General features: G+C 61.5%; 11 protein-coding genes. 3 read left to right on the top strand and 8 right to left on the bottom strand.

Translation table 11 applies throughout. The features are described 5' to 3' along the window. The first annotated feature begins 5 nt into the window (after window positions 1-5). Window positions 6-2684 (top strand): DEAD/DEAH box helicase, encoded by a 2679-nt coding sequence (locus BLU37_RS16950; protein ID WP_408003601.1) that lies wholly within the window; start codon window positions 6-8, stop codon window positions 2682-2684. Window positions 2685-2741: 57 nt separating this feature from the next. On the opposite strand, the gene nagZ is transcribed toward BLU37_RS16950, so the two are convergent. Together nagZ and BLU37_RS16940 are read right to left on the bottom strand one after the other, a co-directional pair. Continuing rightward, entirely contained in the window at window positions 2742-3740 is a 999-nt protein-coding gene (gene nagZ, locus BLU37_RS16945) for a beta-N-acetylhexosaminidase (protein WP_172833117.1), read from the bottom strand. Window positions 3741-3921: 181 nt separating this feature from the next. Next, window positions 3922-4629: a TetR/AcrR family transcriptional regulator gene (locus BLU37_RS16940; protein ID WP_010449603.1), complete on the bottom strand. Its 708-nt coding sequence runs from the start codon at window positions 4627-4629 to the stop codon at window positions 3922-3924. A gap of 252 nt (window positions 4630-4881) precedes the next feature. Here BLU37_RS16940 and lexA point away from each other — a divergent pair, with 252 nt between their 5' ends. Together lexA and sulA are read left to right on the top strand one after the other, a co-directional pair. Next, the gene (lexA, locus tag BLU37_RS16935; RefSeq protein ID WP_010449606.1) at window positions 4882-5490 is read left to right on the top strand and encodes a transcriptional repressor LexA; all 609 of its coding nucleotides are present in this window, start codon (window positions 4882-4884) and stop codon (window positions 5488-5490) included. Between the two features lie 10 nt (window positions 5491-5500). Continuing rightward, entirely contained in the window at window positions 5501-5965 is a 465-nt protein-coding gene (gene sulA, locus BLU37_RS16930) for an SOS-induced cell division inhibitor SulA (protein WP_090206801.1), read from the top strand. Between the two features lie 134 nt (window positions 5966-6099). Here the strand turns inward: sulA and BLU37_RS16925 are convergent, their stop codons facing one another. The 6 genes from BLU37_RS16925 to fadB all read right to left on the bottom strand — a co-directional run bounded on the left by BLU37_RS16925 (window position 6100) and on the right by fadB (window position 13655). After that, window positions 6100-6333: a hypothetical protein gene (locus BLU37_RS16925; protein WP_029534231.1), complete on the bottom strand. Its 234-nt coding sequence runs from the start codon at window positions 6331-6333 to the stop codon at window positions 6100-6102. Between the two features lie 185 nt (window positions 6334-6518). Continuing rightward, window positions 6519-7040 carry a DUF6586 family protein gene (locus tag BLU37_RS16920; protein ID WP_090206798.1) on the bottom strand — a complete coding sequence of 174 codons (522 nt, stop codon included), beginning with the start codon at window positions 7038-7040 and terminating at the stop codon, window positions 6519-6521. A gap of 202 nt (window positions 7041-7242) precedes the next feature. Further along, window positions 7243-9864 carry a type I DNA topoisomerase gene (topA, locus tag BLU37_RS16915; RefSeq protein WP_090206795.1) on the bottom strand — a complete coding sequence of 874 codons (2622 nt, stop codon included), beginning with the start codon at window positions 9862-9864 and terminating at the stop codon, window positions 7243-7245. A 115-nt stretch (window positions 9865-9979) separates the two neighbouring features. Beyond that, window positions 9980-10216, bottom strand: a complete 237-nt coding sequence (locus BLU37_RS16910; RefSeq protein WP_010449615.1) for a DUF1653 domain-containing protein — start codon at window positions 10214-10216, stop codon at window positions 9980-9982. Between the two features lie 86 nt (window positions 10217-10302). Beyond that, the gene (fadA, locus tag BLU37_RS16905; protein ID WP_010449617.1) at window positions 10303-11478 is read right to left on the bottom strand and encodes an acetyl-CoA C-acyltransferase FadA; all 1176 of its coding nucleotides are present in this window, start codon (window positions 11476-11478) and stop codon (window positions 10303-10305) included. Window positions 11479-11507: 29 nt separating this feature from the next. Continuing rightward, window positions 11508-13655: a fatty acid oxidation complex subunit alpha FadB gene (fadB, locus tag BLU37_RS16900; RefSeq protein ID WP_010449619.1), complete on the bottom strand. Its 2148-nt coding sequence runs from the start codon at window positions 13653-13655 to the stop codon at window positions 11508-11510. Between the last annotated feature and the right edge of the window lie 15 nt (window positions 13656-13670).

Genomic DNA, 13670 nt, shown 5'->3' with positions numbered 1-13670 from the left:
CCGTCATGACGAAGCCGCTTGCACCCTCATGGGTCAGCCGCTTCAAGGAACAGAGTCTGGAACGCGGTCGACGCTATGCGATCGAGAACCGGGTGCGGATCGTCGAAGCCGGCGACAGCACCATTACCGCCAGTTGCGAGGGCTCTGGCGGGAATGTCTACCGCCAGACCATCCATCTTCGCGAGTCAGCCAAGGGCACCCTGCTGATCGTCGATGCCGCTTGCACCTGCCCGGTCCGCCACAACTGCAAACACACCGCTGCGGTACTGCTGAAAGTCGAGGAAACCCTCGCCTACCCGGCCGCCGAGAAGGACGCCGCACTGCTCGAAAAGCTCCAGGCGGTGCTCAACTCGCGACCGCCACCGCCGCCCCAGCAACGGCTCGACGACGTCACTCCGGTACCAAGACTGTGGCTGGCGAGTGTCGAGTTCAGCGCCTTCGAACCCCGCAACGGACGCATGCAACGCTATATCCAGCACCGTGCGGCGCTGTCCTTCAACTACTTGGGTGAATACGTCAGCGGCCAGAAAAACGCCGATATCATCCAGCGCCAGGAGCACCAGAGCCTGCGCATCAAGCGCCAGACCGAAGCGGAAAAGGCCTGTCGCGAACACCTGCGCCGGCTCGGCTTCAAAATCGCCACCCGGCAAAGCAAGGCCCTGCCGGAAAGCGCCGGCGAACTGTACGAGATGGTCAACGACAGCGCCTGGCTGAACTTCACCCTCAACGAACTGCCGAGCCTGCGCGAGCTGGGCTGGGAACTGCAGATCGACGAGGATTTCGGCTTCGACCTGAGCACCGTCGACGACTGGTACGCCACCGTCGATGAAGCCCCCGAGCGCGACTGGTTCGACCTTGAGCTGGGCATCATCGTCAATGGCGAGCGCCTGAGCCTGCTGCCGATCCTGCTCAACCTGATGCGTTCGCATACCGAACTGCTCAACCCCGAGCGACTGGCCCGGCGCCGCGACGACGAACTGATCCTGGTGAACATCCCCGCCTCGCCCAGCGGCAGCCACGGCCCACTCCAGGTCGCGCTGCCCTATGGACGGCTCAAGCCGGTACTGACCACCCTCGGCGAGTTCTACCTGGAAGAACCCGGCAGCACCACGCTGCGCCTGAGCAAGGCCGACGCCACCCGGCTCAATCCCCTCGACGGGCTGCCGCTGCGGTGGGAAGGCGGTGCACAGATCCGCAGCCTGGCGCAACGGTTGCGCGATATCCGCGAATACAGTGCCAGCCCTCCCGCTGGTCTGAACGCCACGTTGCGGCCCTATCAGCAGGAGGGCCTGAGCTGGATGCAATCACTGCGGCAGCTGGAGGTCGGTGGCATCCTCGCCGACGACATGGGCCTGGGCAAGACCCTGCAAACCCTGGCGCACATCCTCAGCGAAAAAAACGCCGGACGCCTGGACCGCCCGTGCATGGTGGTGATGCCCACCAGCCTGATCCCCAACTGGCTCGACGAAGCCGCGCATTTCACCCCGCAGCTCAAGGTCGTGGCGCTGTATGGCACGGCGCGCAAAAAGCATTTCGAGCAACTGGGCGACTACGATTTGCTCCTCACCACCTACGCCCTGCTGCCCAAGGACATCGAAAAGTTCAAGGCCCAGCCGCTGCACGTGCTGGTGCTCGATGAAGCGCAATACATCAAGAACCCCGGCAGCAAGGCCGCCCAGGCGACCCGCGAACTCGATGCACGCCAGCGCCTGTGCCTGAGCGGAACGCCGCTGGAAAATCACCTGGGCGAACTCTGGTCGCTGTTCCACTTCCTGCTGCCGGGCTGGCTGGGCGATGCCAAGAGCTTCAACCGCGACTACCGCGTGCCCATCGAGAAACACGCCAGCGAAGTCCGCCTGCAGCATCTGAACGGTCGCATCAAACCCTTCCTGCTGCGCCGGACCAAGGAACAGGTGGCCACCGAACTGCCGCCCAAGACCGAAATCATCCACTGGGTCGAACTCAACGAGGCGCAGCGTGACGTCTACGAGACCATGCGCCTGGCCATGGACAAGAAGGTCCGCGACGAAATCACCCGCAAGGGCGTGGCCCGCAGCCAGATCATCATTCTCGAGGCGCTGCTCAAACTGCGCCAGGTCTGCTGCGACCTGCGCCTGGTCAATGGCGCCACCCTGCCAACCCGCGGCAGCGCCTCCGGCAAGCTCGACAGCCTGATGGACATGCTTGAGGAACTGTTCGCCGAGGGTCGGCGCATCCTGCTGTTCTCGCAATTCACCTCGATGCTGTCGCTGATCGAGGCAGAACTGCAAAAGCGCCATGTCGCCTATGGCTTGCTGACCGGCCAGACCCGCGATCGACGCACGCCCGTGAAAGACTTCCAGAGCGGCAAGCTGCCGATCTTCCTCATCAGCCTCAAGGCCGGCGGGGTCGGCCTGAACCTGACAGAAGCCGACACGGTGATCCACTACGACCCGTGGTGGAACCCGGCGGCGGAAAACCAGGCAACGGACCGAGCCTACCGGATCGGCCAGGAAAAGCCGGTATTCGTCTACAAGATGATTGCCCGAGGCACGGTCGAGGAAAAGATCCAGCACCTGCAACAGGAGAAATCCGACCTGGCCGCCGGCGTGCTCGACGGGCGCCAGGCCGGAGATTGGCAGTTACAGAACGAGGACATCGAAGCGCTGTTCGCGCCGCTGCCGGACAAGAAAGCCGGGCGCTGAGCGTCCCTGAAAGCTTCGCGGGCAAGCCCGCGAATAGACCCTCAACCGCACCACAACTCAATCGATGAGCTGAGCGTCCCGCAGCGCCCCCAGCGCCTCCAGCCAACGCGGCTCCTGGCGATAATCGGTCCGCGCAAAACCCTGCCCGCGCATCCGCGCAATCCGCGGCGACGGCGTCACCTTGAGCCGCTGCGCCGCACTCAGGGCCAGCTCCGCCGCAGCACGATCATTGCACACCAGCCCCATGTCGCAACCGGCCGACAACGCCGCCTCGATACGGCTGGCGGCATCCCCAACCACATGGGCACCGGCCATGGACAGGTCATCACTGAAAATCACCCCGTCAAACTGCAGCTCGCCCCGCAGAATCTCCTGCAACCAGCGCCGCGAGAAGCCGGCAGGTTGCGCATCGACCTGTGGATAAATCACATGGGCCGGCATCACCGCAGCCAACTGTTGGCTCAGCCGGGCGAACGGCACCAGGTCATGGGCTCGAATGGTTTCCAGGCTGCGCTCATCGACAGGGATCGCCACATGGGAATCCGCCTCGGCCCAACCATGGCCTGGGAAATGCTTGCCGGTAGCCGCCATGCCAGCCGCCTGCATGCCGCGAATGAACGCCCCGGCCAGCAAGGCCGCGCGCTCGGGATCGCCCTCGAAGGAACGACTGCCGACCACCGCGCTGCGCTGATAATCGAGGTCGAGCACCGGGGCAAAACTCAGGTCGAGCCCAACCGCCAGAACTTCCGTCGCCATCAGCCAGCCGCACTGTTCGGCCAGATACTCGGCATTCGGGTTGTCGGCAATCGCCCGCATCGCCGGCAACCGCACGAAACCTTGGCGCAGCCGCTGTACCCGGCCCCCTTCCTGGTCGACCGCCAGCAACAGATCGGGACGAATCGCGCGAATCGACGCGCTCAGTTCGCGAACCTGGCGCGGACTCTCGATATTGCGCGCAAAGATGATCAATCCGCCCACTTGCGGCTGGCGCAACAATTGGCGATCTTCAGCCGTCAGCCAGGTGCCGGCGATATCGACCATCAGGGAGCCTTGCAGGGCAGTAGTCATAAGGAGTCCTTGGAAAAAAGAGTCGTCGGAAAAACCGCCAGGCGCACACACGCGCTGCCGTGGAGCGCATCCGGCAGACGAACAGAAAAAAGGAAAGAGTGAAACGCAAAGGCATCGGGCATGGGCGGCAAGCTTAGCGGATCAAGGCCTGCGCGCCCACCCGAATGCGTTACGCCTTGACGACAGGCGCCGCCGATTTGTTGCGTGGGCGCAGTTGCGCGGCGGCCATGGTCTCGTCGGTCACACCGCTGTCGGCACGCATGCCGGCGGCGAGGAACGGCACCATCAGGCGCATCACGGTTTCGATCGAGGTGTTGACGCCAAAGTCGGTCTCGGCAATCGCCCGCAACGCCTTGATCCCGGACATGCTGAACGCCGCCGCACCGAGCATGAAGTGCACGCGCCAGAACAGCTCGATCGGCGGGATACGCGGGGCAGCGTCATTGACCAGCAGCATGTAGCGACGGAACACCTTGCCGTACATGTCTTCCAGGTAACGCCGCAGGTGACCCTGGCTCTGGCTGAAGGCCAGGCCGAGCAGACGCATGAAGATCGACAGGTCGTTGCCGCTGCGCGGCTGTACCACCAAGGCCTGTTCGACGAGGATTTCCAGCAGTTCTTCCAGGCTCGGCTTGACCTCCGGCCTGGCCTGGCGCCGCTCCAGTTCGCGATCAAGGCTGGCGCAGAACGGTCCGAGGAAACGCGAGAACACCGCCTGGATCAGGGCTTTTTTCGAGCCGAAATGATAATTCACCGCCGCGAGGTTGACCCCCGCCTTGCTGGTGATCAATCGCAACGAGGTCTCGGCAAAACCTTTTTCCGCGAACAATTGCTCGGCAGCATCGAGAATACGTTCAACGGTTTCCGACTGGGCCATGGCTATTCCGTCTGACAAACACTTGTTTGAAACATACGTTTCAGGCCACGGAATGTCAAGTCTGCCGGTCCATTCCCGGCCAGCCAGTCAGGTATTAAATCATAGAACCCGCGACCTGTTGTCCACCGCTCATGGCGCCTATCGATACCGCCTCCCGCAACCGTCCGGCGGGCACCTTGAAAAGGAGGATTGCCAAGCGCCTCGTACTGTATATAATTCCAGTCACTGTATAAAAAGACAGAGCCCATCGATATGCTAAAACTGACGCCCCGCCAAGCTGAGATTCTGGCTTTTATCAAACGCTGCCTGGATGACAACGGCTATCCGCCCACCCGTGCGGAAATCGCCCTGGAGCTGGGCTTCAAGTCCCCGAACGCGGCCGAGGAACACCTCAAGGCCCTGGCACGCAAGGGGGCGATCGAAATGACGCCTGGCGCCTCGCGCGGCATTCGCATCCCCGGCTTCGAAGCCAAGGCCGACGAATCCACCCTGCCGATCATTGGCCGGGTCGCCGCTGGCGCCCCCATCCTCGCCGAGCAGCATGTCGAGGAATCCTGCAACATCAACCCGACCTTCTTCCACCCTCGCGCCGACTACCTGCTACGCGTTCACGGCATGAGCATGAAGGACGTCGGTATTTTCGACGGCGATCTACTGGCCGTGCACACCTGTCGCGAAGCGCGCAATGGCCAGATCGTGGTGGCACGCATCGGCGAGGAAGTCACCGTCAAACGTTTCAAGCGCGAAGGCAGCAAAGTCTGGCTACTGGCGGAGAACCCCGAGTTCGCCCCTATCGAAGTCAATTTGAAAGAGCAGGATTTCGTCATCGAAGGCTTGAGCGTCGGCGTCATTCGCCGCTGAAGGAGGCATCATGCAATTCCAGACTCCGCAACATGCACAGTTGTCCTTGTTCGAAGCCTTCCTGGCGCAGCCACTGGCTCCTGTCCTCAAGGAAGTGATTGAGGCCCCCTGGAGCCCACAGCCCGAGGTGTTCAGCGAATTATCGTTGCGTGGCGGGAATTGCCTGAGCCTGCTGGCCCCCATTCTGCGTGAACTGAGCCAGGATCAGGATGCCCGCTGGTTGACCCTGATCGCCCCGCCCGCCAGCGTCACCCAGAGCTGGTTGCGCGAGGCCGGCCTGAACCGCGAGCGGATCCTGCTACTGCAACCGAGCAGCGCCCAAAATGCTCAGCAATTGGCCTGCGAGGCCTTGCGCCTGGGACGTAGCCATACGGTAGTCAGCTGGTTGAATCCGCTGGGCAGCAGCGCTCGCCAGCAACTGATCAACGCCGCTCGCAAAGGCGAAGCACAGAGCCTGAACATTCGTTTGGGTTGAAGCTTGGGCTAAAGAAGAGTCGAGAGGCACGCCAAACAGGCTCTTTGCACAGACTCACGAGGCTTCTCCAGGACAGAGAAGCCGATCAGGACCAACGTTTCATCACGCAACCGCACCGGAATCAGGCACGTCTATCAGTGAAGAACCCGCGGACCGTCTTCTTTGTCGATTTCGCCTTCCACCAAACGTCCTGCCATCTGCACACCCACGCTCAACATGGCCTTGGCCACCTCGACGTGCTGGCCCTGCAGGAACGCCTTGGCATCCTCAGAGAAATTCAGGGTGACCAGAGAACCTTCGTCCTCGGCTCGGCGCAGCTCGATACGGCCGTCCGGCAGCTCGACAATTTCTAGAAAGGACGTAGGCATAAGAGTCTGTTCTCCACGAAAGGCTAGTGGCCTGTACGGTCAATTCGAATTTGAACAGGCGAATTCAGCGTACGGGCCTCTAGTATCATACCAGTCATTCATGGCTACCCGCTCAAGTTCTCAACAGCTTTCGTTACGGCTTGATGAACAACTGACAGGCGGAACCTACCGTCCCTCGAAAGCGCTCAACATTCGCTGAGTCCGTCACGAAAGCGGATCGCCAACGCCTTGAGGTTCTGCCGCCAGCTTTCCAGCTCTTCACGCCCCAGTTCCGGAGCGGCCTCTGCATCCAGGCTGACCGCCTCGATCAATGGCTGCAAGACATCGCCCTTGGGCTTTCTTGGCGCCTGGGGCGGCAGATACAACGCGCTGTGCGCAGAGATCAGCCGGGCCAGCCAGGTTTGCGGGCTGTGTGCCAGCTCCACCAGTTCGGCCATTTCCGGAATGGCGATGGCTTCCAGCACCTCCCGGGTCAGCAACAGCTCCGCACGCGGGGCGCTGGCCTGGGGCAGACGGTAGAAACCGGCGATTTCATGGCACAGCCCGAGCAAGGCGCCATAGAGATGAAAGACCGCGGCTTCACGCTCGGCCTGAGTCAGCGCCAGCGCGTTCATCGCCCGGCTCTCTTCGGCCTTGCCAAGGGCTTCCAGGGCCAGGCCAGCATAGAAGATCTTCTGGTTGGTACGGGTATAGAGTTCGTTGGCCATGAAGGCGCACTCCCAAAAAGAGACCACACGCAACCCCCTTGCAGGAGCAGGGCTTGCCCGCGAATGGGTCCTCAAGGACGCCAAAAGCTTCGCGGGCAAGCCCTGCTCCTACAGGGATTTGCATCACCAGGCACCTGCATCAAGTCCTGGGCTTGCATCAGGCCCTGGACCCGAGAAGACCAGAGCCCAAGGGGCAACCGAATCAGGCGCCCTGACGCTTGTCTTCCACCTTCCACTTGCCACTGTCGTAGAACGCCTTCCAGCCGGTCGGCTTGCCCTCGACCTCGGTCTGCACGTACTGCTCCTTGGTCTTGCGGCTGTAGCGGATGACCGCCGGACGACCGTCCGGGTCCTTCTGTGGTGCTTCACAGAGGAAGTGATACTTCGGATCGATTTCTGCCTTGTGCGGAACGATCTCGAGTACCAGCGGCGCACGGGTCTCGCGGTTTTTCGGGAACTGGCTCGCCGCCAGGAACAGGCCGGACGCGCCATCACGCAGGATGTAGGTGTCGTCGACCTTTTCGCACTTGAGCTCCGGCATCTTCACCGGATCCATTTTCGGCGGGGCCGCATCACCGCTTCTGAGCAGCTTGCGCGTGTTCTTGCAGGTCGGGTTGGTGCAGCCGAAGAACTTGCCGAAACGGCCAGTCTTGAGCTGCATCTCGCTACCGCACTTGTCACACTCCAGGCTCGGGCCTTCATAGCCCTTGATCCGGTAGTTGCCCTCTTCGATCTCGTAGCCAGCACAATCGGGGTTGTTGCCACAGATGTGCAGCTTGCGCTTCTCATCCAGCAGATACGCATCCATTGCCGTGCTGCAGATCGGGCAGCGATGCTTGCCGCGCAGCACCAGGGATTCGGACTCACCCTCGTCATCCGCAGCGATCTCGTCACCCGGGACCAGGTTCACGGTCGCCTTGCAACGCTCTTTCGGCGGCAGGCTGTAGCCCGAGCAACCGAGGAACACACCGGTCGAAGCGGTACGAATCTGCATCGGCCGACCACAGGTCTGGCACGGGATATCGGTCATCACCGGCTGGTTGGCACGCATGCCGTGTTCCGCACTCTCGGCCACTTCGAGCTTCTTCTTGAAGTCGCCATAGAACTCGTCGAGCACGTTCTTCCAGTCACGTTCGCCCTGGGCCACGTCATCGAGGTTTTCCTCCATGCCCGCGGTAAAACCGTAGTCCATCAGGTTCGCGAAGCTTTCGGCCAGGCGCTCGGTGACGATGTCGCCCATCTTCTCGGAGTAGAAGCGACGGTTGTGCAAGGCCACGTAACCACGGTCCTGGATGGTCGAAATGATCGCCGCATAGGTCGACGGGCGACCGATACCGCGTTTTTCCATTTCCTTGACCAGGCTGGCTTCGGAGTAACGCGCCGGCGGCTTGGTGAAGTGCTGGCTCGGATCGAGGGTGATCAGCTTCAACACTTCGCCCTGGGCCATGTCGGGCAGGACATCGTCGTCGCCCGGCTTGCTCAGTTGTGGCAGTACCCGGGTGTAACCGTCGAACTTGAGGATACGGCCCTTGGCACGCAGCTCGAAGTCCCCAGCGGCAACGCTGACGGTGGTCGACAGGTATTGCGCCGGCAGCATCTGGCAGGCCACGAACTGGCGCCAGATCAGCTCGTAAAGCCGCTCGGCATCGCGCTCCATGCCCGACAGCTTGCTCGGGTCGGCATTGACGTCCGAAGGCCGGATCGCTTCGTGCGCCTCCTGGGCGCCTTCCTTGCTGCTGTAGACGTTGGGAGCGGCCGGCAGGTATTTCGCGCCGAACTCGCCTTCGATGTAAGTGCGCGCCATCGCCACGGCATCAGCCGAGAGGTTGGTGGAGTCGGTACGCATATAGGTGATGTAGCCGGCTTCGTACAAACGCTGGGCCATCATCATGGTCTTCTTCACCCCGAAGCCCAGGCGGTTGCTCGCTGCCTGCTGCAGGGTGGAGGTGATGAACGGGGCCGACGGCTTGCTGCTGGTCGGTTTGTCCTCGCGCTTGGCGATGGTGTATGCCGACGCCTTGAGCTTCTCCAGCGCCGCCATGGCCTGGGCTTCGTTCAGCGGCTTGAAGGCCTCGCCGTTTTCCCGTGCCACGTCGAAACGTACCTTGGCGCCCTTGGCGGTGCCGAGGTCGGCATGTACTTCCCAGTACTCTTCCGGGTTGAACGCACGGATCTCGCGCTCACGCTCGACCACCAGCTTCACCGCTACCGACTGTACGCGACCGGCGGACAGGCCACGGGCGATCTTCGCCCACAACAGCGGCGAAACCATGTAGCCGACCACACGATCAAGGAAACGCCGCGCCTGCTGAGCGTTGACACGGTCGATATCCAGCTCGCCAGGCGCCGAGAAGGCTTCCTGGATCGCTTTCTTGGTGATTTCGTTGAACACCACGCGCTTGTAGCGGCTGTCATCACCACCGATGGCTTCGCGCAGGTGCCAGGCAATGGCTTCCCCCTCGCGATCCAAGTCGGTTGCGAGATAGATGGTGTCGGCATCCTTGGCGAGCCGGCGCAGCTCTTCGATCACCTTCTCCTTGCCGGGAAGGATCTCGTAGCGGGCTTTCCAGCCGTGATCGGGGTCGACCCCCATACGCGATACCAGCTGTTTGCGTGCCTTCTCTTTGGCCGAGAGCACAGGCGCCTCGCCAGCAGCGGCCTTGCCACGCTTGGCGGCAGGCTCCTTGGCGGCGCTCGCGGAACCGCTGGTGGGCAGGTCTCGGATATGGCCGATACTCGACTTCACCACGTACTGGGTTCCCAGATACTTGTTGATGGTCTTGGCCTTAGCCGGGGATTCCACAATGACCAGCGATTTGCCCATGGATCGGAAAATTCCTGAATGCTAGAAGTGAGAGCGCAGCCCGCGACTGGCGCGGCACCGCTATATATAGTGGCAACAAGGTGAGGTCAAGCACAGGGTGCTGCGCGACCTGCCCTCATGCCTTGGAAAAAACACTCGGCTCGGCCTGCACCAAAGCAAAGCGTGGGACCCGTTCGCCGTCAACCTCGACCGACTCCAGGAACATGCTCAAAGGGCGCACCCAGAAGCCGTATTCGCCATACAGCGCCTGGTAGAACACCACTTCCTCCTCGGTCTCGGAATGCCGTGCCACGCTGAAAACGCGGTACTGCGGCCCCTTGTAGTGCTGATAGAGCCCGGGTTGCAAAGTCATGTATCGGCCCTCTTACAAAATAAAATAAAAAATTTCAGAAAAACAAAAACCGGGGCACCTGGCCCCGGTTTCCGTCACCGAAACGCTTAGACGCGTTCGAAGACGGTGGCAATGCCCTGGCCGAGGCCGATACACATGGTGGAAACCCCGAAGGTACCGCCATTCTGCTTCATCACGTTGAGCAGAGTGCCGGAAATCCGCGCACCGGAGCAACCGAATGGGTGACCCAAAGCGATGGCGCCGCCGTGCAGGTTAACCTTCTCGTCCATCTTGTCGAGCACTTTCAGATCCTTCAGCACCGGCAGGGCCTGTGCGGCGAAGGCTTCGTTGAGCTCGAAGAAGTCGATATCGGAAATCGACAACCCGGCACGCTTGAGAGCTTTCTGGGTCGCAGGTACAGGACCATAACCCATGATCGCCGGATCGACACCCGCTACCGCCATCGAACGAATCACCGCCAGCGGCTGGATCCCGAGATCCTGGGCACGCTGCGCCGACATCACGATCATGCACGAGGCACCATCGGTGATCTGCGACGAAGTGCCCGCAGTCACGGTCCCGCCCTTGGGGTTGAACGCCGGCTTCAGTGCCGCCAGGCTTTCCAGGCTGGTTTCCGGACGAATGGTCTCGTCGTAGTCGAAAACCTTCAGGAAACCCGCCTCGTCATACCCCTGCATCGGGATGATCTCGTCCTTGAACTTGCCTTCCACGGTCGCCTTGTGGGCGAGCCGGTGGGAGCGCACGCCAAAGGCGTCCTGCTGCTCACGGGTGATGCCGTGCATCTTGCCGAGCATCTCGGCGGTCAGACCCATCATGCCCGAGGCTTTCGCCGCGTACAGCGACATGTGCGGGTTCGGGTCGACACCGTGCATCATCCCCACGTGTCCCATATGCTCGACGCCACCCACGACGAAAACGTCACCGTTGCCGGTCATGATCGCCTGGGCGGCGGTGTGCAATGCGCTCATCGACGAACCACACAGACGGCTGACGGTCTGGCCGGCGGCGGTGTGCGGGATCTGGGTCATCAGCGAAGCCATGCGGGCGATGTTCCAGCCCTGCTCCAGGGTCTGGTTGACACAGCCCCAGATCACGTCCTCGACTTCGTTCGGATCGACCTTCGCGTTACGCTCCAGCAGCTTGCTGATCAGGTGCGCCGACATGTCTTCGGCACGGGTGTTGCGGTGCATGCCGCCCTTGGAGCGGCCCATCGGAGTACGACCGAAGTCGACAATCACGACGTCTCTAGGATTCAAGCTCATATAGTTCACTCTCGCTCTAGTGTGGGCGCTTAACCGAAGAACCGCTGGCCGGTCTTGGCCATTTCACGCAGCTTCGCGGTCGGGTGGTACAACGCGCCCAGATCGGCGTACTGGTCAGCCAGGGCAACGAACTCGGCCACACCGATCGAGTCGATGTAACGCAGCGCACCACCACGGAAGGGAGGGAAACCGATACCGTAGACCAGGCCCATGTCCGCTTCGGCGGCAGTATCGACAATACCGTCTTCCAGGCAACGCACGGTTTCCAGGCACAGCGGGATCATCATCCAGTTGATGATGTCCTCGTCGGTCACTTCACGCTGCTCGTAGATGATCGGCTTGAGCACTTCCAGCACCGACGGGTCGGCCACCTTCTTCTGCTTGCCGCGCTTGTCGGTCTCGTAGGCGTAGAAGCCCTTGCCATTCTTCTGCCCCAGGCGCTTGGCCTCGTAGAGCGCATCGACAGCCGAACGACGGTCGTCCTTCATGCGATCCGGGAAGCCTTCGGCCATCACGTCACGACCATGGTGACCGGTGTCGATACCGACCACGTCCATCAGGTACGCAGGGCCCATCGGCCAGCCGAACTTCTCCATGATCTTGTCGATACGGACGAAGTCCACACCGGCACTGACCAGCTTGGCGAAACCGCCGAAGTACGGGAACAGGATGCGGTTGACCAGGAAGCCCGGGCAGTCGTTGACCACGATCGGGTTCTTGCCCATCTTCTTGGCGTAGGCCACGGTGGTGGCGACCGCCTGTTCGCTGGACTTCTCGCCACGGATCACTTCCACCAGCGGCATCATGTGCACCGGGTTGAAGAAGTGCATGCCGACGAAGTTTTCCGGACGCTTGAGGGCCTTGGCCAGCAGGCTGATGGAAATGGTCGAGGTGTTGGATGCCAGCACGGCATCTTCCTTGACCTGGCCTTCCACTTCAGCCAGTACCGCCTGCTTGACCTTCGGGTTCTCGACGACCGCCTCGACCACCAGGTCGACGTGACCGAAGTCACCGTAGGACAGCGTCGGACGAATGCCGTTGAGCACTTCGGCCATCTTCGCCGCGGTCATGCGGCCCTTGTCGACGCGGCCGACCAGCAGCTTGGCGGCTTCCGCCAGGCCCTGTTCGATACCGTGCTCGTTGATGTCCTTCATCAGGATCGGCGTGCCCTTGGATGCCGACTGATAGGCGATACCGCCACCCATGATGCCGGCACCGAGTACGGCGGCCTGCTTCACGTCCTTGGCGATTTCGTCGTAGGCCTTGGCCTTTTTCTTCAGTTCCTGATCGTTCAGGAACAGACCGATCAGACTCTGCGCGGCCGAGGTCTTGGCCAGTTTCACGAAACCTGCGGCTTCGATCTCCAGCGCCTTGTCACGACCGAAGTTGGCGGCTTTCTGGATGGTCTTGATGGCTTCGACCGGCGCCGGGTAGTTCGGACCGGCTTGACCTGCGACAAAACCCTTGGCGGTTTCGAAGGCCATCATTTGCTCGATGGCGTTGAGCTTGAGCTTGTCCAGCTTGGGCTGACGCTTGGCCTTGTAGTCGATCTCGCCAGAGATTGCGCGCTTGACCAGGTCCAGGGCAGCCTGCTGCAGTTGTTCAGGGGCAACCACGGCATCGACGGCGCCGACTTTCAGGGCGTCCTCGGCACGGTTTTCCTTGCCGGCGGCAATCCACTCGATGGCGTTATCCACACCGATCAGACGTGGCAGACGAACGGTACCGCCAAAGCCTGGGTAGATGCCCAGCTTGACTTCCGGCAGGCCGATCTTGGCGCTGGCGGACATGACCCGCAGATCCGCAGCCAGGCACATTTCCAGACCGCCACCCAGGGCGATGCCGTTGATCGCGGCAACGGTCGGAACGGCCAGGTCTTCGAAATCGCTGAAGATCCTGTTGGCTTCGAGGTTACCCGCCACGAGTTCAGCATCTGGCAACTTGAAGTTGTCGACAAATTCGGTGATGTCGGCGCCGACGATGAACACGTCCTTGCCACTGCTGACGATCACACCCTTGACCGAGGCATCGGCCTTGATGGTGTCCACCGCCTGACGCAGTTCGTTCAGGGTCAGACGGTTGAACTTGTTGACGGACTCACCCTTGAGGTCGAATTTCAATTCGACGATGCCACTTTCAAGAGCCTTAACCGTGATGGCTTTACCTTCGTAAATCATCAACTGATCTCCACG

Source organism: Pseudomonas asplenii (assembly GCF_900105475.1).
GTDB classification, from domain to species: Bacteria; Pseudomonadota; Gammaproteobacteria; order Pseudomonadales; family Pseudomonadaceae; genus Aquipseudomonas; species Aquipseudomonas asplenii.
This window is presented reverse-complemented; position numbering and strand designations above follow the sequence as displayed.

Bases quoted from the DNA above. Each gene is read 5' to 3' on its own strand.
- BLU37_RS16925 (WP_029534231.1), bottom strand. From the start codon at position 6,333: ATGCCTACGTCCTTTCTAGAAATTGTCGAGCTGCCGGACGGCCGTATC.
- BLU37_RS16910 (WP_010449615.1), bottom strand. From the start codon at position 10,216: ATGACTTTGCAACCCGGGCTCTATCAGCACTACAAGGGGCCGCAGTAC.
- topA (WP_090206795.1), bottom strand. From the start codon at position 9,864: ATGGGCAAATCGCTGGTCATTGTGGAATCCCCGGCTAAGGCCAAGACC.
- fadA (WP_010449617.1), bottom strand. From the start codon at position 11,478: ATGAGCTTGAATCCTAGAGACGTCGTGATTGTCGACTTCGGTCGTACT.
- fadB (WP_010449619.1), bottom strand. From the start codon at position 13,655: ATGATTTACGAAGGTAAAGCCATCACGGTTAAGGCTCTTGAAAGTGGC.
- lexA (WP_010449606.1), top strand. From the start codon at position 4,882: ATGCTAAAACTGACGCCCCGCCAAGCTGAGATTCTGGCTTTTATCAAA.
- BLU37_RS16920 (WP_090206798.1), bottom strand. From the start codon at position 7,040: ATGGCCAACGAACTCTATACCCGTACCAACCAGAAGATCTTCTATGCT.
- sulA (WP_090206801.1), top strand. From the start codon at position 5,501: ATGCAATTCCAGACTCCGCAACATGCACAGTTGTCCTTGTTCGAAGCC.
- BLU37_RS16940 (WP_010449603.1), bottom strand. From the start codon at position 4,629: ATGGCCCAGTCGGAAACCGTTGAACGTATTCTCGATGCTGCCGAGCAA.
- BLU37_RS16950 (WP_408003601.1), top strand. From the start codon at position 6: ATGACGAAGCCGCTTGCACCCTCATGGGTCAGCCGCTTCAAGGAACAG.